Below are 18,357 nucleotides of genomic sequence, written 5' to 3'. Positions count from 1 at the left end.
CAAGTCGCTAGGGTGGAATTCATGAGTACCCACAAGAAAAACTGGTTGAGACGTCTCCTGGGTGAAGTGGGTCCTTTCTCCTCATCGGGTGACCGCCCGGACGCCCCTTCCGGTTCTCGCCCGGACGTTCCTTCTGGTTCCGCTGACCCTTCCGAGCCTTCTGCGTCCTCACATGAGCCTTCTGCGTCCTCGCATGAGTCTGCCGACGCACACTCGACCCCCAACTCCTCCGTCCCCAGCTCCTCTCCGGCCGACGCCACACAGTCGCGTGCATCGAAGTCTCCCGCAACCTCCCAGGGAGATCATGTCCAGCATGGTCATCACGCAGAGGAGAATCGCGCGCGAACAGCGGCGAACAATACACGAAACGGAAACACTGCTCAGCAGTCCATCTTCGATCCAGCAGAACTCAGCGACGTAGAGTTCTACCGCAGCATGCGCGTGAAACTGCAACCGATCGAGCAGGCTGGCTTGACGGGTAAGGATGACGACTTCAGCCCAGACTCTCCTGTACGGCCTTTTAGCGAAGATTCCGTTATCCGCCTATCGCTAGACATGCCTTCTGCACAGGCTGCGACCCGCCCGCAGCGCAACGGCGGGCAATCTCCTCTTGACCAGCAACCGCGGCGACTGCGAGAGGCTTTGCGGGGAGCTTCTTTACGTTCACAACGCGAGGCAGGGCATGCCTCCTTTCCGCTGAGTAAGGAGCATTTCGATGACCGTGGCCCCGTCGAAGATCTTTATCGCATGGGTTATCGCAACCTGTGGCAGGACTTGATTGACTCCGACCTCCACGTGACCGAGTTGTCACCGAGCCCACAGGAAAAGGTGTGGGTGTTTGAGGGCAGCTCACCTTATGTAGGAAGCTCGCCTATTTTTCTCGAGGAATTGGTGCAGCGCTACATCCCCGAAATGGATATGTCCACGGGTTTGCTCTTCACCATGCCGTCTAGCGCACAGATGCTTGTGCGGAATGTGACCACGGGCATGGAACTGTTCCATACGATCGGGCTGCTAGCCACTGCGTCGGCGGATGAATACTTCAAATCTGCCGACAAGTTGAACCCCCGCTTACACCTGTGGCATGACGGTCAGATCGAAACGATCTCGGATATCAAGTTGCCGAAAAAAGGCGAATTACAAACCGAGATACAGATTAAGCCGACCGCCTACCTGATTGCGCAGATGAATCAGGGGCCAGATGCTCCGGATGATTGGATGAAGGGCTTCGGCAACGATGGTCCTTCCCTCGAGTAGGCTCTCACCTAATCCAACGCACGTGCAGCCCTCCCTCGGGCAAACACCAGCTCTGACCTCGAGCAAATGTGGTGGTCATTCTGCGCACGTACTGACCCTCTTGAGTCGAATTGGAACCCGAACGCGGTAAACCCGACTCATTCTGCGCACGTACTGCCCCTATCCCCAATAAATAAAGCCCCTTCGCCGAAGCACCCATTCGAGTACCTCAGTTCAGGGGCTAGTAGTTACGGAGTGAACTACTGGGGGTCAGCGATAATCACCATCGCTGTACGCAGAACTCGGTCGCCGAGGCGGTAGCCCTTGCGTAGCACTGCTCCGAGAACCTTCTCATCGCCGGAGGATGTGTCCTGAACAGCCTCATGGACATCAGGATCAAAAGATTCTCCCTCGACACCAAAGCTTTCCACCTTGATCGCCGACAAAGTTGCTAGCAGTTTGTCGTTAGCGGCTTTGAGCGGGCCGTTGAGGTCACCGTGCTGCTCCGCCAAATCCATGTCATCCAGAATCGGAAGAAGCTTGTCGGCAACATCAGCCTTGGCCATTTCAATGACCGCCAGGCGGTCGCGCTCAACGCGACGCCGGTAATTGGCGTATTCAGCGGTGACGCGCTTGAGGTCATCGGTGCGCTCATCCAGTTCCTTGCGGAGCTGCCCGAGCTCGTCCAATTCACCGTCGGCAGCAACCTCGGCGTCGATGGAACCAGCTTCCGCTGCCTCCTCCTGAGCCGCAACTTCCTGCTCGTCAACGACGGCCTGGGCGGCAGCCTCAACTCCATCGTTTGCGTCGCCGGAGAGGATATCGCTGATCTGCTGATCTACAGCATCGTCAGTGATTTGTTCCGGGTTCACTTCGTTGGCTTCCCGGGCGTCCAGGGTTTCCTCATCTGTGCGGGCTGGATCGCCGGGATTGTCGCTCCAATCCGTGTCAGCCATTACTTCTTGTCATCCTCCTCGTCGACGACCTCGGCGTCGACAACATTTGGATCATCGTTCGTAGCAGCACCCTCAGCACCTTCAGCACCAGCGGCACCGGCCGCAGCAGCCTCAGCCTCGTACAGGGACTTGCCGACTTCCTGGGACTCTGCGGACAATTTCTCTACAGCGTCCTTGATCGCTTCGATGTCATCGCCCTTCAGAGCTTCATCGACTGCCTTCGCTGCGTCCTCGACCTTGTTCTGCTGCTCCTCGGAGATCTTTTCCTTGTTCTCCTCAACGAACTTGCGGGTCTGGTAAGCCATCGTCTCGGCGGAGTTGCGGACTTCCTGCTCCTCGCGGCGCTTCTTGTCCTCTTCAGCGTGCTGCTCTGCATCCTTGATCATGCGATCAATTTCCTCCTGGGACAGGCCAGAGCCATCCTGGATGCGGATAGTGTTCTCCTTACCCGTGCCCTTGTCCTTGGCGGACACAGAGACGATACCGTTGGCGTCGATGTCAAAGGTGACCTCAATCTGTGGGATGCCACGCGGTGCTGGCGCAATTCCACCCAACTCGAAGGAACCAAGCAGTTTGTTGTGAGCTGCCATCTCACGCTCGCCCTGGAAGACCTGAATCTGAACGGAAGGCTGGTTATCCTCGGCCGTCGTAAAGGTCTCGGAACGCTTAGTTGGGATGGTGGTGTTGCGCTCAATCAGCTTGGTCATCACACCACCCTTGGTCTCAATACCGAGGGATAGTGGAGTGACGTCGAGAAGCAGAACGTCCTTCACTTCGCCACGCAGCACGCCGGCCTGCAACGCCGCACCGACCGCAACGACCTCATCAGGGTTCACACCCTTGTTTGGTTCCTTACCACCGGTCAACTCCTTCACCATCTCGGTCACGGCGGTCATACGGGTGGAGCCACCGACAAGAACCACGTGGTCAATGTCGGAAACAGACACCTCAGCGTCCTTCAGAACATTCTGGAATGGCACCTTGGTGCGATCCAGCAGATCTTCAGTGATGCGCTGGAACTCATTGCGAGTCAGAGTCTCATCCAAGAACAGAGGGTTCTTCTCTGCATCAACGGTGATGTACGGCAGGTTGATAGATGCCTGCTGAGAGGAAGACAGCTCAATCTTTGCCTTTTCTGCAGCCTCGCGCAGACGCTGCAGAGCCATCTTGTCCTTCGTCAGGTCCACACCGTGGGCGGTCTTGAACTTTTCAACCAACCAATCAACGATGCGCTGATCCCAGTCATCGCCACCCAGCTTGTTATCACCAGCGGTTGCGCGAACTTCCACCACGCCATCGCCGATTTCCAGCAGGGAGACGTCGAAAGTACCGCCGCCTAGGTCGAATACGAGGATTGTCTGTTCCTTGTCGCCCTTTTCCAGACCATATGCAAGCGCCGCTGCGGTTGGCTCATTGACGATACGCAGGACATTGAGACCTGCGATCTGGCCAGCTTCCTTAGTGGCCTGACGCTCGGCGTCATTGAAGTATGCAGGGACAGTGATTACTGCGTCTGTAACATCCTCACCCAGGTATGCTTCAGCATCGCGCTTCAGCTTCATCAGAGTGCGAGCGGAGATCTCCTGCGCGGTGTACTTCTTGTCGTCGATCTCCACGGTCCAGTCAGTGCCCATGTGGCGCTTGACGGAACGGATGGTGCGATCAACGTTAGTAACAGCCTGGTTCTTTGCGGACTGGCCGACCAACACTTCGCCGTTCTTTGCGAAGGCAACCACGGATGGGGTGGTACGTGAGCCTTCAGAGTTGGCGATGACGGTAGCCTCGCCGCCTTCCAATACGGAGACCACAGAGTTGGTGGTTCCAAGGTCAATGCCTACTGCGCGTCCCATGTTGTTTTCCTCCTGTGTCGGTTCGTTATTTCGAGTCTTTAGTGAAAGCGACTCAAGTCACGATGACTAGTATCCGCATTTTTTCTCTAACGTCAAGTCATCTTGAGTCTCACCAACTCAACTCTTTGACAACCTATACAACTCGCAACAGTTCAAAGTTGTTCCCAATTCACTCAACTTTTTCTTTTTCGCCTGATCAACGGCCATAAAAATCCCCTAGAGCACCCGATACTATCCGCCACTTACTCCATTGCCCTTATCAACAACAATCAACCGCTAGAGCCCTACTGTTGCCTCGATCCGCCTAAGAAGTTTCTCTACATCTGTTCCACAAGCCCCCTATAAACCAGCCACGCAACCAGCACCTTCTCACATCCGGTTGCCCCCTCCGTGTGAACAAATTATGGCAAGGTTGGTTTCTTATGTGTGTGAGGGCTCATCCCCGCCTGCGCGGGGAACACCTGCCTGGGGTTTTGTTGTTTGTTTTCTGCGAGGGCTCATCCCCGCCTGCGCGGGGAACACCATTGCTGCAGAGTTCATCCGCTCAAGAAGCTCGGCTCATCCCCGCCTGCGCGGGGAACACCACCCCCTTATTTAGAAAGTGGACATCTTCTTAGGCTCATCCCCGCCTGCGCGGGGAACACTCGTGTGGGTGGGCTTTGGTGAGGTTGGGTGCGGGCTCATCCCCGCCTGCGCGGGGAACACGAAATTGGGTTGCCGTTTAGGTGCGGTGAAGCCGGCTCATCCCCGCCTGCGCGGGGAACACTGCCCCGTTGTGAGGCAGTGTGCGAAAGCGGCGGGCTCATCCCCGCCTGCGCGGGGAACACTCCGACTGGAAAGCAGGAAAGATCCCGCTGGGGGGCTCATCCCCGCCTGCGCGGGGAACACGAAATTGGGTTGCCGTTTAGGTGCGGTGAAGCCGGCTCATCCCCGCCTGCGCGGGGAACACTGAGTCTGTCAAGTACTCCCTGTAGTTCACGTGGGCTCATCCCCGCCTGCGCGGGGAACACCTCTGGATGTTGCTTGAGTTTTTGTCTTTGTTGGGCTCATCCCCGCCTGCGCGGGGAACACTTGCTCTTCACTTCGGCTAGAAACAGTGACAAGGGCTCATCCCCGCCTGCGCGGGGAACACAGGTAGTGGCGTAGCTGGGCGTTATCTGAGTCGGGCTCATCCCCGCCTGCGCGGGGAACACGGATCCGATTTCCTCAATGCTGGGCGCTTGTGGGGCTCATCCCCGCCTGCGCGGGGAACACCAGCCAAAGAATATAACTATCCCCATGACCACCGGCTCATCCCCGCCTGCGCGGGGAACACGTCGTCGGCGTAGTAGCCTTCGACCTCCAGTAGGGCTCATCCCCGCCTGCGCGGGGAACACACCACAATACGCATGGTGATCTTCCAACCGAGGGGCTCATCCCCGCCTGCGCGGGGAACACCGCAAGCGGGGTGGTTATTGGTTGAGGCGTTTGGGCTCATCCCCGCCTGCGCGGGGAACACCAAGTACTGTCTGAACCACTGACCCTAAGATAGGGCTCATCCCCGCCTGCGCGGGGAACACTCTTCATAGTTTTCTTAGCTCAACTTTCTTTTCGGCTCATCCCCGCCTGCGCGGGGAACACTGTGGAATCTTGCTGATGATGAGGGTCGGGGGGCTCATCCCCGCCTGCGCGGGGAACACAGCGACCTGCACAGAAGGCATGTACTCCTCCAGGGCTCATCCCCGCCTGCGCGGGGAACACTTCCCTCCGTTCTCGCGCTTACGGCGCTCCCAAGGCTCATCCCCGCCTGCGCGGGGAACACGATTTTCTTCCCCTCTTTTTCCGCAAAGGAATGGGCTCATCCCCGCCTGCGCGGGGAACACCGGTGATCCGTGGCGTTTCACCAGTTCGGATGGGGCTCATCCCCGCCTGCGCGGGGAACACGGTCGCTGTAGGTTATGGTCATTGTGGGTGTCCGGCTCATCCCCGCCTGCGCGGGGAACACACGAGGAGCAAAGCCGGCTTTTCTAACCGCAACGGCTCATCCCCGCCTGCGCGGGGAACACCGCATTGTGCGGCTGTCCAGTATTCACGACCGGGGCTCATCCCCGCCTGCGCGGGGAACACCCTGATGTGATGGCGTTGGATGTGTTTCAGCGGGGCTCATCCCCGCCTGCGCGGGGAACACTTGGTCGTCGAGGCGTTGCCCGTTGCGGCGTGCGGCTCATCCCCGCCTGCGCGGGGAACACCACACATATATGGGCAACATTCTGCTCGCGGCGGGCTCATCCCCGCCTGCGCGGGGAACACGAGTCAAGCATTATCGACGTGATGGGTAAGGAGGGCTCATCCCCGCCTGCGCGGGGAACACCATTGTCCTTACACGGGACGGTCAACAGCTAGGGGCTCATCCCCGCCTGCGCGGGGAACACTACTTCATTAGCCCGCTGTGCCGCGTCTGCTCGGGCTCATCCCCGCCTGCGCGGGGAACACCGCCCATGTAGTTCCCGGTCTGGCATCGACGAGGGCTCATCCCCGCCTGCGCGGGGAACACCCCTCCCCAGGTTAGCGTTACCTATTCGAACACGGCTCATCCCCGCCTGCGCGGGGAACACGCAAACGATAACCACTGGTTGCAACACCCCTCAGGCTCATCCCCGCCTGCGCGGGGAACACATATAGCGCAGCCAAAGTGATGCGGTATGCATGGGCTCATCCCCGCCTGCGCGGGGAACACAACCTCCAGTCAGGCGGGCACATCCTCGTCTGGGGCTCATCCCCGCCTGCGCGGGGAACACTTCAAGATGGGAGGTGAGAGAGAAAAGAAGGGGGGCTCATCCCCGCCTGCGCGGGGAACACCATGGGGTAGCGCATGGGAAGAAATCTACATCCGGCTCATCCCCGCCTGCGCGGGGAACACTCGAGGAGGCTAACGGACACACCGTCCTGGTTGGGCTCATCCCCGCCTGCGCGGGGAACACTAGTCCAGGTGATGCTCATCAGTGGGCGTTAACGGCTCATCCCCGCCTGCGCGGGGAACACGGGGTGTTCGTGTTGAGGGGCGGGTGTGCAGTGGGCTCATCCCCGCCTGCGCGGGGAACACGAATACGTGCCCGTTAAATTCCGCCCCGCGTGGGGCTCATCCCCGCCTGCGCGGGGAACACATTACCGGCCACACATAAAAGAAACCCCGCCCCGGCTCATCCCCGCCTGCGCGGGGAACACTGCTTATCGGGGTGTTTGAGAATGGGTTCCCGGGGCTCATCCCCGCCTGCGCGGGGAACACCCGAAGCGGTGGATTCGTACGAGGTCGAAGGCGGGCTCATCCCCGCCTGCGCGGGGAACACGAAAGAGTATGGGCCTGCGGTTTCTGATACGGAGGCTCATCCCCGCCTGCGCGGGGAACACGTGTGGCAGGCCAACGAGCATTTGGTGAGGCAGGGGCTCATCCCCGCCTGCGCGGGGAACACGCTGATTTGGAGCGTAGCGGCATGACCGATGACGGCTCATCCCCGCCTGCGCGGGGAACACATCGCAGTGAGGTGCATGATGGATCACCGTCGGGGCTCATCCCCGCCTGCGCGGGGAACACACTTGCGGATCAGCAGTTTTAGTAGAGCCATTGTCATTTTACATACGACTTCTTCCCACCGCTTCGCACGAGTCTCAATCCGAGACAACCCTTTGCTAGCGTTCCCTAACGACGCCTACGTGCGTTTCGTGCTGTAGACCATCCCGTACGGCGGGGGTACTTTTGATATGCGTTCTTTTCACTGGGACGCATCATCAGAGTAATCCCGTCAAAATCGGTCGGTTCCCAGTTATGTCGGTGAGTGCGAAACTCCATCCCCTGCTCGTTATCTGACGAATAGATCAACAGAGCACGGCCATCTTTACAAAGGCCAATCGTCCTTTCCCACAGCAAATCTCGAATCCTGGCGCTGGGGTCTCCTACAAAAACACCCGGGGCAATTTCCATCAACCACTTGGTCAGATCACCGCGTAAACCGGCTGGAACTGCGGTGACTGTCAGAACCATCATCAGGGCACACCGCTTTCATCTGCCCAGTTAATACCTGCCGCGATGACTTCTAGTTCATTCCACAGCATTAATTCGGCATCAGAATATGTCTCTGAAGTGGGAATATCCATTAGTTCCTGTAAATCGCGGACCATTTTTTGTATCAGACGTGTAGTTACAACCTTGTCCCGAACCAGCCTCCTCACGTTGAAATAATCCCCAGCCGAAGCGGCGGCAACAGCATCAAAAGCTGCTGGTATAGAAATCTCTGCCTTGTACAAATCCGCGACGTCGTAAACAAAGGATCTATCGGTTCCCGTATGCACAATTCCGAGAGAAGGGAGAAACCCGAGTCCGACTATCACCGCGTGCGCAATGCCGTAAAGAGCAGCAGAACTTTCAGTCAAAGCCCTGTTGATGGGATCACCCGCGTCGAAGTCCATGGGGTCGTATGATCTCCGGGACCATTCGACACCCGTTCGTTGTGCCTCGGCAGCGTAGATGCGCTTCATCCGCGCACCTTCCCTGCCACGCAACTGAGCCATTGTCAGTTCTGATACGTCCTCACCGGGGAAACGCATGGCGTACATTCTCCGGGCACATCGCAATCTCGATCGCTGGTTAGACCAAATTTTTGCATGCGCTTCGGCGAACCTCGACGTCTTCGCAGCTGGGCGCCCATGAGCGTAGTAACGGACTCCCTTCTCCCCTACCCACACCGCGGATACCCCAGCATCCCCCAATAACGCCATGGCTGCGTAAGTGACCTTTGTGCCAGGGCCAAGAAGCACGACTGCTAATTCTGTTGCCGGCACATGAGCAATACCCCGGGAATCTTGGATGGTCACAGCATTGCCATCACGGTTGAGGACCGCACGTTCGACATAAAGGAACGAGATCCTATCCTCCATTCGCGGCAGCAGAAGCCGATCAAGCGGTGTGCTGCTTGGCTGCCCCGGCACAGTTATTCCTCTCCCCGGGCAAGGGTTAGAAGCCCACAGCCGTATCCCTTCGCACGCCCAACACCGTTGGTAAGTGTCTCCCGCAATTTATCGACGTCCACCACCTCTAGAGTTCCGGCGTACCGGGCAGTAATCAGGTGGACACTGTGACCTTGTTTCCCGTCCTGCCGGAGTTTACGGAAGCTGAGTTTCTTACTCTCAATTACTCTGGCAGTGCTCTCCTCGACCGAGCCAAAACTCACGCCCATAGACTCTGCCTTGCGGTGGAGCCACTTCAATTGCTCGTGGGCACTGAGGTGGGCGACAACTTTGCCGCGCTTATCCCGCCCTTGATTCAAAGTTTTGGTCGGGTTGGCAAGGAGCTCAAAGTGCCACCGTTGTCCCAACGTGAGTTGGGACAACATGCGATCATAATCTGCCGTTTGCTGTGGTCGCGTCTCCCAACCCGCTTCGTCAACAATATGCGCTGTGGTGGGTTTTTCTGGCCCGACGATGTAGAGCACATGCTCGTGGTCTCTATTGTCCAAACGCCACAGGATGCGCTGCTGTGTTTGATCAATATCGGCAGGGAAGCAGTACCGCACTGCGGCGTGGAGCGCGTTTGGATTAATTAGGTAGGTCCTTCCTTGGCGCCGTGCGGGGTTAATCAAAACCTTCGTAAACGTCGTCATGATGAAATCACTGCCTCAAAGAATGGGTCGCGGCTGGTTCCGTGATCATTAAGCATTTCCTTTGATCCCGCGTAGACGACGGTTCTCCAGCCGTATTTACGGTGTTCTTGCGCGAAGGAGAGAGGAACATCCTGACGTGGAGTACCGGTTTCGCCTGGGCGTCCATCACGGTAAATGGGTAATTCCACCCTGGTTGAACGCTCCTTTTTGTGGGCAAGCGTGGCATGCCACCGGTCGTGGCTAAGCAATGCCTCCACAACAGGCGCATTGACGATTCCCAGGTCCAGATTCGCGGGTGCGGGGCACGAGCGACGCCCAAGAAACAGTGGGTACGCAGGTTTACGCAGTTGTTCCTGCAGGGCTTCAAGAAGTGCTCGGTCATCCGAGCCAATTGCAGCAACAAATGCCGCATCGGAAAGGTAATGGCGAGTCACCAAAGATGCATTGGCTTTCAGGTTCCGCTGCCAAGGCTGGGCAGTCTGGTAGTCCCGCATGAGCGAACCCGATTGGTCCACGCGTACGGCGAAGTCCAGGCGGACAAGGTCCTCAATCGGATCCGTTCGCTGCCGACCTTGCGCGGCGGCGAGAAGCCCAATCACGCCAGACTTGCTCGGAGTGTTTCCTGTAGCCCGAGTACCGTAGCGGGACTCGTCACCCCATGACTGCATTGGGCCTTTAAGGAGCAGTAGAAGTGAATATGACATGGACTAGTTTGCTTCCTCTTCAGCCAGAAGCTTGCCGAGCCGATCCAGGAGCTCCTGCTTATTCACATTTTCGGCAAGCCCCTCGAATGCATTACCCAAGCCTTTAACACCCAGGACGTATGCTGCGAGCGGCTTCATTCCGTAGGCCTGTTCAATGTCGCGTTCTTCGTTAGCCAGTGCTTCAGCAGCAGCTTTACGGCGACTTCCAGACTCAGAAGTAACCGGCTCCTCGAAAGCGTTGACAAGAGATACTGACCGAGTATCGCGAACCGCGACGTAGACCAATTCAGGAAGGGTGTTGTTTGCGAAACTGTTCTGCTTACCCGTCGGCATCGATTCGATGAACGCGGTGAGGAACATTGCGGTGGCCTCGCGTGCAATCTCCCGATCATCCAGATTCTGGGCAAGAGCATCGACATTGACCGTTGCGAACCTGTAGAGAGTCGAGGACATCATCTGGGTGGTACCGATCATGCCAGCTCCGGTTTCCTCGGCATCCTCCACGACATCATCAACGGCGGTGAAGTAGTCGAATTCCGGCTGTGATTCATGAACACTCAGAGCATGTGCCACCTGCACAGCGGCATCAATATTGTACGACGGAGCGTCTGCAAGCATGCGCCCGAACAATGACATATCGATTGAGTGGTGAGTATCAAGCAGATCGACAGCCTCGGCCTTTGCGAACTTCAGATCTTCTCCACCCTGCAGCTTATTTGCGATTGCCTCTGCGGCCCGGGAGATCTGGTGAGGGCTTAAGAACAGCAGTGCCGCAGTGGTCGGGAACTTCGGGTGTTCGTCGACAGGAGCTTCCTCCCCTTTCTTCGCCTTCTTCGGCTTGTCGGGATCGACAAGCTTGATACCCTCTTTCCCGGTCGCCTTAAATAGCTTTCGAACACCGTCGATTGCCTGGTCAATCGTGGCATCGGGAGCTAGCTCGGCTGCTTTCTTCGCAATCAGCTCCGGCAACTCACGAGAGCGCAGTCCGACGGTACTGTCGCCGACGCATTCCTCGAAGTGGCGACGGATGGCGCGCTTCCAGGATTGAGAAGACACGCGCTGGCGGGGTACCCCACCAAAGATGGCGGATTTGGGGGCTCCAGTGTCATCGCGGTTAATCAAGCTCGGAGGGACCGTTTGCAGGGCGTGGATGTCAACAACGAGGGTCATGTCTTATATGCCTTTCAGGTGATGGAATATTGTGTGGGTTTGTTCTAGCTGGCGCCTGTGGTGGCAGAACCTGACGAAGCTGATTCCGCATGTGCCGCACCATCGGGAACGGTGTCGCTGTGGCCAGACTTGGTTCCGGCAAAGTAGCCGTGCGCGAAGTCACGACCCCACCGCAACTGAATTCCGGACTTGGTTTTTGGGTTTGCTAGGCCACGAAGATCGCGCGCAAGCAACCCATAGTCGAAACCGAGATCATTCGTACGGAGCAAGGCGATAAGGGAGCGGATGTGCGCAATCCGAGACGACTCGCTGCCGGCCAGCAGCATGGCGTCAATTCGGGGCTTGATTGAATCAGAGATTCCCAGGGCGTGCAGCCGCCCACATGCCGTCGCAAAGCTCACGGATGGAACATGGACGGGCGACGTCGCAGACTGCATGTGCACTGCAAAAAGTGTCAGCGCGGTATACGCGGCACGTTCTGATGGCGACGGTTCATCGCCCTTCCCGGCGAGTTTCGTGTCAAAATCACCACCCATTTCGAACAGTGCGGTGGCCAAACCCAACGGATTGCGTTTGATGTCGATGCTGGCGTTGCGGCGCATCTGGGCGAGCGAAGCGCGGGCAACGTGATACTCGCGGGAGGAGGGGGTGGAGAAATAGTTGTTTTGCAGGCGGTGGCAGGTGGCGCCTACCGCGTTGCGGAGTACATCGGTGCGCTCGGACGGCGCTGCATTTAGGTCACTTCTTAGGTCACTCATTCTGTAGCTTCCTTCTGAGATTCCTGTTTCTGGGTAGCTTTCTCAGCCGCAGTCGCGGGCAAAGCCTCATTCAACGATCGGTGCAGAAGTTGGTAGAAGGTGGCGGCGGAGACAAATCTTCCCCGGGTGTCATCAGGTCCACTGACAATCACGCGGCCGGAGAAGGCCTTCGGACCGGCACCGCGGAGAAGCGTGCGGGCATGCTCATCAACGACAGCCCGTACCGTCTGCTGCCACTGCTTCACAGCTGCTTGTGCAGCCTCGCTTTCAGCTTGCGCTGCATCGTCGGGGAGGTCCGCAATGCTGCCAAGCCAGTCGTTGAAGCGGGGCTCAAGCTCGGCGAGCACTCGGTCTGTGACTGCAGTCTTAAACTCATAATCCCCACCGGCCGCAACAAGAAGATTCCCCGCGAAGCGTCCCAGTGCTACGGCTGCGTTCGTCGTCGCCGAGGCCATGGCACGAATCTCGGTGCGGAGATAAGCCGAGTTCTCCATCAAAATAACGACGGGCAGGCTCATTCGAGCAGCGTACGTCGTCGCGACTGATGAGGATTGAGGACCGTATTCGACAGAGAAGAGCTCGACGTTCAGGACGCTTGGCAGCCCCTCTATTTGCTGCGAGAGTTGCGCTAAATTGCTCAAGATTCCCGGGCGCTTCGGCGCCTTTTCCTTACCGCTGAACCCGCCATCCGTTTCAGCGACGACGAGCGAATCCAAGGATCTCCACATTGTCCGCTCCACGTCATACGGGCGCGGATAGTACACGTCCAGGTTTTTCTTCGATTTGTTCGAGGAATATCGATAGGGCGTCATGGGATCGGCCAATACGTTCGCGCCAGCGTCAGGAATTTTGTCACCGTTACACACCACAACCCCGACGACTTTGTCGCCGTCGTTGTGCAGAAGCACACGCCGTGACTGCCAGGTGGCCAGGTCCGCTGGCCCCTGCGGTTCGTTTTTCTCACCCTTTGACGACCTGACATCCGGGCCATCGGCGACCCGTTCCCACACAGGGCGGTCATCCGGATTCGTCAGTGATTCCTGCACGGTATTGAGAATCAGGGTGTCCAGCAGGTTGCCTCCCATAACGAGCGTTCCACCTGTCATTCCAGTCCAGCCGGTTCCAATCGGGTAGCCCCTTCCACCCTTGACCCGTGTATCCCCCACAGCACCGGACTTGATTCCGGAATAATCGTAGGCCTGCACGTAGACAAGCCACCGTGCCGCCTCTGCAAAGGTGAGGGTGTCACGCGCGCGTCCCGCCCGCATGGAGAAATAGTCACTCTGCGATTCTGGAACGATAGTGGTGATGTGCTTGGCTTCACCTGACTTCACATGCAGCCCAGCTACCTGCATAAATGGCGCAGTCGAGTCGAAAAGTTCGAAGCGATCACTGTATTTGTCCAGGTACTCCAGCACAGCTTTGTCAGCACCTTTGCTGAGCAACCGCTTCCGCGTCCTGGCGAACCAATCCGCAAAATTGAAGGTCTTCCCTGGCATTACTCGTGCTTCATCGCTGTGTGACCGCCAGAAAATTGCTAGCAATAGGCGCATCACCGCGTAGTCCTGCGCCGGGGACTCCCCCTGCAGCCTGACCGCTTTCACCTCCCCCGTGAAGATGTCCCGGATCCCCACCAGTTTCAGCTCATCGTCGCTATCAACGATCTGAATCCAGGGATCATCCAACAGTGAAAACACTGAGAGCTCCTTCCTTTTTGGTGAAAGAGTATCCGCCATAGTGGAATTGCTTAGTTTTTATGATTAATTACATTTCATCATTAAAATTAACGCATTGCCACCCGGGCTGGGTGAATCGGTTTTACGGGCTGGGAACTTCATCTAAAACGCATAGGCCACATTCGCTGTCATACGACACCTCGAACCGCCCCACCGTCGCTGTACCTTGCGCATCGAAGCGCAGCGCAACACTGCCTCTGAGGAGACTCGACGTGTGCCACTCCCCTGGGGTTTGCCCTTCCAACTCATCAATAATCTGGTCAAAATCTACTTCGCGACGAGTCATACGCGCCGGCAGCCGCACGGTACTGGCAGCCAATTGGCGGGCAGCGTGGGCAGAGGGTTCCATTCCCTCTAGCACTGTCGCGTCGCCTACTAACGGGGAATAGCCGTACTCCGTGGTCTCGATGGCTACAACTTCGATGGTGAAATCGGCGTCGCGAACCTGGGCATTGCCGCGTTCTTCTCCTCCGACCGTTTCCGTATTGCTGTGGAGCTGGCTAAAAAGATCGCTCAAGTTTGCGGCATAGGTCGGGCTTGGGAACCGGTATGTTTTAGCTCGGGCTTCCGCTCGGTCCCGTTTTTTCTTGTCATCTGCACACGCTACATCCCACGCATCCGCCCACTCTTCCGGAATTGTCAGCTGGGACGAATACACTTCCCGCACAAGACCTTCAGCATCGTCTGGCCGACGGAATACATCCGGTAAGCAGGCCAGCGTCGCCAGAAGTAATTTGTCCCCGTAAATCGCCGTCGCTCCACCATCGAACCGAGGAACCGGAATCCGCGTTTCGATACCGCGGACGTATATCTTCGGAGACTGCAGCTTCGACGGGCGGTCCGTTGCCGGCCTGTGATGACGATGGACACGCCCAGCCCGCTGGATCATCAGGTCAATGGGGGCAATATCTGTAATCAGCAAGTCAGCGTCAATGTCGAGGCTCTGTTCTGCTACCTGCGTCGCAACAATAATCTTTCGCCATGGGCGGAGCCCTCCCCTGTGTGCAGACGGCCCCAATTGTTCTCGCAGGCTATCTTCCTTATCGCTGCGGCTTGCAGCAATGAACGCCGCGTGATGTAGCTCCGCTTCACCCGGGAAGTGCCCCGCTAACTCGCGATATGCCTCCTGTGCACGCGCAACAGTGTTACATATGACTAGGCCAACTCCGCCGTCATCAAGCTGCTCAGTTAGCGTGCTGGCCAATTCAGACAGGGAATCATCGAGGTGATGAATCGTCATTTCGGTGTCAGTGGGGCGTTGCTCTACGTCGGTTGCGCGGACACCTGTGGCATCCACAACGCTAACCAGCGGGTAGCCTTCTGTATCCAGAACCTCGACGGCATTCTCGGCGTCCTCGATTAACTGCGATGCGTACGCTGCCGCGAGTTTTTTCTTCTGAGACGGAGGCAGGGTTGCAGACATGAGAATGACACTGACCCCGTACCGGGAGAGCCACTCGAGTGCACGATAGAGATACTGCGACATGTAGGTGTCGTACGCGTGTACCTCATCAATAATGATAATTTTTCCGGCTAGGCCGACGTGACGCAGCATGGAAAACCGCGCCTGCAGTGCCATCATCAGCACTTGGTCAACCGTTCCCACGACGAAATCAGAGAGCACGCCGGTTTTTGCTCCGCAGAGCCACTGCGTGGCGACCACGGCTCCTTCACCTTGACCCGTATCCGAGCCCTGACCGTCCTCACCAATCCCTGAAAAACGCATGGACTCAAAAGTTGTGACCAATCGATTCTTCGAATGAGCAAGGAACATAGATGCCACTTCTCCCTGCCGCGAACTTCGGCGAGCCCAGTTCGCGGTGCGCTCAAACAGTCCATTTGCCGTGGACATGGTGGGCGCCGCCAGAAACACACCTTGGGCGCCACATCGTTGTCCCATCACATGTGCCGCGGCTAATCCCGCTTCGGTTTTCCCCTCACCTGTCGGCGCTTCAATGATCATCAAAGCCGGTCCTTGCGTTTTCTGCGCTGCCTCTACTACAGCAGCCTGAACCGGCCGTGGCTGAAAGCCATCGGACCACGCGAAGATACGACGGTAGAGATCAACCGTATCGTCCGGTACATCCAGCGGTATCCAGGGACCTGGAAGATTGATGTACGCGATTGCTTCTTCCAACCGCTGACGTTGAGCGTGGAGTGGGGTGTAAGGGAACGCTTTTTCATTCGATGCTATCCAGTCAGCCATGATGACCAGACCCGTCATAAGCTGCAGTGCATCAGCCACGGGAACATCACCGAAATCAATTTCCTCCAGGACCTCATCAATATCGGTGAGCTCCGCCATCGAATCCAGAAACTCCGTGGCAATCTCATCAAAACAGCTCTGTCGACCCGAGATAGCCTCGGCAAAATTAGCCAGGCCTTGGGCATCGGAGGTAAAACCATGGTGCGCGTCCACGACCGACGACACGGCCACCCTGCGCATCTTCTCCACGTCACGGTCTGCCAACCACTGGCGCAGCAAAAGAGCGGAAGCCATGCCATGCGGGAATTTACGATCCGGGCCCTCGCCCTGTGGCCAGTCCAACGAAAGGCCCACATCGTACAAAGGAGGGAGAAGGACGTTTTCCCGCGGACTGTCTTTGACCAATCGCTGAAAACTGACTGTCGCCTTGCCGACGTCATGGGTCCCGGCAAGGAAGCAGTAGAGCCGCCGCACATACTCTTCTTCCAAGCCCCAGAGCTGACTCAGTGTCGCCTTGAGAGAGCGGGAAACCCAATGTTCCCAGAGCCACTCTGCGACACAGGCAGCATCTATAAGATGCTGCGGTAATCGCAGGTACGCGTCTTCATTACCGGACTTCGCCCACAACGCATTGGCCTGCGCACTGCGGCTGGCGCGCCACTGATCAGCGCTGTTCAGGATGCTCGCTACACTCACGCCAGACCTCAGAATTTCCTACTCTGAAATATTCAACCTACCGGCGAATCAATTTGTCACCAATAGCGTAGCGTTTGTCATCAATAGCGTAGCGCGGGGCGGCCAATTTTCCTTTCGGAAACATATATGACCAACATATATGACCAACGGTCATGCGCTACCCGCCACAGCCGAGACCCACTCCGGGCACAATTAACCACCATCCCTGCTTATCCATCGAGTCAACCACCCTCCCGGCTCATCAACCATCAACTACTGTGTGAGCCATGAGTTTCTTGGATCGAGTCACCTCATTGTTCAATTCCGGCGAGTCTTCCACAAACGCCCCAGATGCTCCCGCAGAACCACCCCATGCGCTACGCCAGCACTTTGCTGTTTCTACCCGCGAAGTTCACGGCTTTGAGGTGTATTCGGTCGCCCCCATGAAATTCGCCGAAACCTCCGCCGCGGATGTTACGCACTACGATCCACATGCAGAAGCGCTAGATGAGCTTGCCCCCGCCGATTCCGCTACCAAAGCAGTCCTCTATCTCCTGCCTGGTGGATTTGCTAAACCTATTCAGCAGCGCAATTGGGATTTCATCGGCCAACTTGCGGAGGCCGGCCTGAGAGTCGATATTCCTCTCTATGGCCTCATTCCTGAGTACAACGCCGCGGATGGGCTACCTCTCATCCGTGCCGTATATGAGCAGCTCATCGCTGAACATGGCGCGGAACACGTCACGATTATCGGCGACTCCGCCGGAGGTTCACTAGCCTTGGGCATCTTCGCTCCAGACTGCGAACCTTTATTCGCTCAGAACTCTCCAGGAACCACTCCGTCAACCTCCGATACGCCACTCGCTGCCCCCGCAGCTCTTATCCTCAACGCACCGTGGGCCGACCTCGCTATGCGCAACCCCCGTATCGCTGAGTTCCTCGATTCTGACCCTCTGCTCAACCCGGAAAGCCTCATCCCCCAGGGCGAAATGTGGGCGCGAGGTCTGAGCGACACCGGAGTGGTGAAAGACCCTGGCAGCGCCACCTCGCACCCCACAGTAAGTCCCCTTTTTCTTCCCGACGCCACGCTTGCCACCACCTTCCGCTCCACGAATGTTCACATCTTCTGCGGAACGAGAGATATTTCCTTAGCGGACGCGGAGCTCTTGGCGTCGAAAATGAAGGAACAGGGAGTGGAAACCACGCTGCATACTCAGCCTGGAGCCATCCACATGTTCCACCTGACGAAATCCCGCGAGGGACGTTCAGCGCGCAAGAAAATGATCAGTATCGCGCTTAACACAGCAGCTCCGCGCGACTAGCGTCTATTTTCACTACATCCCTGTTGCTTAAATAGAGCCAAAAAATGGGTGCCACCTGCGATAAAAGTTTCAAAAGTAGCCCCCAATGTTGATAGTCTCACTAGCGAAGTA

General features: G+C 57.3%; 12 protein-coding genes and 1 CRISPR repeat array. Of the genes, 2 read left to right on the top strand and 10 right to left on the bottom strand.

What is annotated here, in order from left to right:
* Nucleotides 1-21: 21 nt before the first annotated feature.
* A complete protein-coding gene (locus GP473_RS00870; protein WP_186276973.1) occupies nucleotides 22-1,257 on the top strand; it encodes a hypothetical protein in 1,236 nt (411 codons plus the stop codon).
* Nucleotides 1,258-1,496: 239 nt separating this feature from the next.
* Here GP473_RS00870 and grpE read toward each other — a convergent pair whose 3' ends face one another.
* From grpE to cas3, 10 genes are all read right to left on the bottom strand, one after another.
* Nucleotides 1,497-2,192: a nucleotide exchange factor GrpE gene (grpE, locus tag GP473_RS00865; RefSeq protein ID WP_185769596.1), complete on the bottom strand. Its 696-nt coding sequence runs from the start codon at nucleotides 2,190-2,192 to the stop codon at nucleotides 1,497-1,499.
* A complete protein-coding gene (gene dnaK / locus GP473_RS00860) occupies nucleotides 2,192-4,042 on the bottom strand; it encodes a molecular chaperone DnaK (protein WP_186276972.1) in 1,851 nt (616 codons plus the stop codon). The genes grpE and dnaK overlap by 1 nt, the downstream gene beginning before the upstream one ends.
* 433 nt (nucleotides 4,043-4,475) lie before the next feature.
* Nucleotides 4,476-7,613: direct repeats of the CRISPR family, unit length 28 nt; unit sequence GGCTCATCCCCGCCTGCGCGGGGAACAC.
* A 105-nt stretch (nucleotides 7,614-7,718) separates the two neighbouring features.
* Nucleotides 7,719-8,063 carry a type I-E CRISPR-associated endoribonuclease Cas2e gene (gene cas2e, locus GP473_RS00855; protein ID WP_185769598.1) on the bottom strand — a complete coding sequence of 115 codons (345 nt, stop codon included), beginning with the start codon at nucleotides 8,061-8,063 and terminating at the stop codon, nucleotides 7,719-7,721.
* Nucleotides 8,063-8,953 (bottom strand): type I-E CRISPR-associated endonuclease Cas1e, encoded by an 891-nt coding sequence (gene cas1e / locus GP473_RS00850; RefSeq protein WP_185769599.1) that lies wholly within the window; start codon nucleotides 8,951-8,953, stop codon nucleotides 8,063-8,065. Before cas1e ends, cas2e begins: the two co-directional genes overlap by 1 nt.
* Nucleotides 8,954-9,006: 53 nt before the next feature.
* Nucleotides 9,007-9,675 (bottom strand): type I-E CRISPR-associated protein Cas6/Cse3/CasE, encoded by a 669-nt coding sequence (gene cas6e, locus GP473_RS00845; RefSeq protein WP_185769600.1) that lies wholly within the window; start codon nucleotides 9,673-9,675, stop codon nucleotides 9,007-9,009.
* Entirely contained in the window at nucleotides 9,672-10,379 is a 708-nt protein-coding gene (cas5e, locus tag GP473_RS00840) for a type I-E CRISPR-associated protein Cas5/CasD (protein WP_185769601.1), read from the bottom strand. The genes cas6e and cas5e overlap by 4 nt, the downstream gene beginning before the upstream one ends.
* A 3-nt stretch (nucleotides 10,380-10,382) precedes the next feature.
* Entirely contained in the window at nucleotides 10,383-11,549 is a 1,167-nt protein-coding gene (gene cas7e, locus GP473_RS00835; RefSeq protein WP_186276971.1) for a type I-E CRISPR-associated protein Cas7/Cse4/CasC, read from the bottom strand.
* A gap of 44 nt (nucleotides 11,550-11,593) precedes the next feature.
* Nucleotides 11,594-12,307, bottom strand: a complete 714-nt coding sequence (gene casB, locus GP473_RS00830) for a type I-E CRISPR-associated protein Cse2/CasB (protein ID WP_185769603.1) — start codon at nucleotides 12,305-12,307, stop codon at nucleotides 11,594-11,596.
* Nucleotides 12,304-14,004 (bottom strand): type I-E CRISPR-associated protein Cse1/CasA, encoded by a 1,701-nt coding sequence (gene casA, locus GP473_RS00825; RefSeq protein WP_186276970.1) that lies wholly within the window; start codon nucleotides 14,002-14,004, stop codon nucleotides 12,304-12,306. Before casA ends, casB begins: the two co-directional genes overlap by 4 nt.
* A 121-nt stretch (nucleotides 14,005-14,125) precedes the next feature.
* Entirely contained in the window at nucleotides 14,126-16,945 is a 2,820-nt protein-coding gene (cas3, locus tag GP473_RS00820) for a CRISPR-associated helicase Cas3' (protein ID WP_186276969.1), read from the bottom strand.
* Between the two features lie 266 nt (nucleotides 16,946-17,211).
* On the opposite strand from cas3, the gene GP473_RS00815 reads away from it, so the two are divergent.
* Nucleotides 17,212-18,246 carry an alpha/beta hydrolase fold domain-containing protein gene (locus GP473_RS00815; RefSeq protein ID WP_186276968.1) on the top strand — a complete coding sequence of 345 codons (1,035 nt, stop codon included), beginning with the start codon at nucleotides 17,212-17,214 and terminating at the stop codon, nucleotides 18,244-18,246.
* Nucleotides 18,247-18,357: the final 111 nt, after the last annotated feature.

Source organism: Corynebacterium anserum (assembly GCF_014262665.1).
GTDB lineage: Bacteria > Actinomycetota > Actinomycetes > Mycobacteriales > Mycobacteriaceae > Corynebacterium > Corynebacterium anserum.
This window is presented reverse-complemented; position numbering and strand designations above follow the sequence as displayed.

Coding starts and splice junctions, on each gene's coding strand:
- GP473_RS00870 (WP_186276973.1), top strand. CDS start 22: ATGAGTACCCACAAGAAAAACTGGTTGAGACGTCTCCTGGGTGAAGTG.
- grpE (WP_185769596.1), bottom strand. CDS start 2,192: ATGGCTGACACGGATTGGAGCGACAATCCCGGCGATCCAGCCCGCACA.
- dnaK (WP_186276972.1), bottom strand. CDS start 4,042: ATGGGACGCGCAGTAGGCATTGACCTTGGAACCACCAACTCTGTGGTC.
- cas2e (WP_185769598.1), bottom strand. CDS start 8,063: ATGATGGTTCTGACAGTCACCGCAGTTCCAGCCGGTTTACGCGGTGAT.
- cas1e (WP_185769599.1), bottom strand. CDS start 8,953: ATGGAGGATAGGATCTCGTTCCTTTATGTCGAACGTGCGGTCCTCAAC.
- cas6e (WP_185769600.1), bottom strand. CDS start 9,675: ATGACGACGTTTACGAAGGTTTTGATTAACCCCGCACGGCGCCAAGGA.
- cas5e (WP_185769601.1), bottom strand. CDS start 10,379: ATGTCATATTCACTTCTACTGCTCCTTAAAGGCCCAATGCAGTCATGG.
- cas7e (WP_186276971.1), bottom strand. CDS start 11,549: ATGACCCTCGTTGTTGACATCCACGCCCTGCAAACGGTCCCTCCGAGC.
- casB (WP_185769603.1), bottom strand. CDS start 12,307: ATGAGTGACCTAAGAAGTGACCTAAATGCAGCGCCGTCCGAGCGCACC.
- GP473_RS00815 (WP_186276968.1), top strand. CDS start 17,212: ATGAGTTTCTTGGATCGAGTCACCTCATTGTTCAATTCCGGCGAGTCT.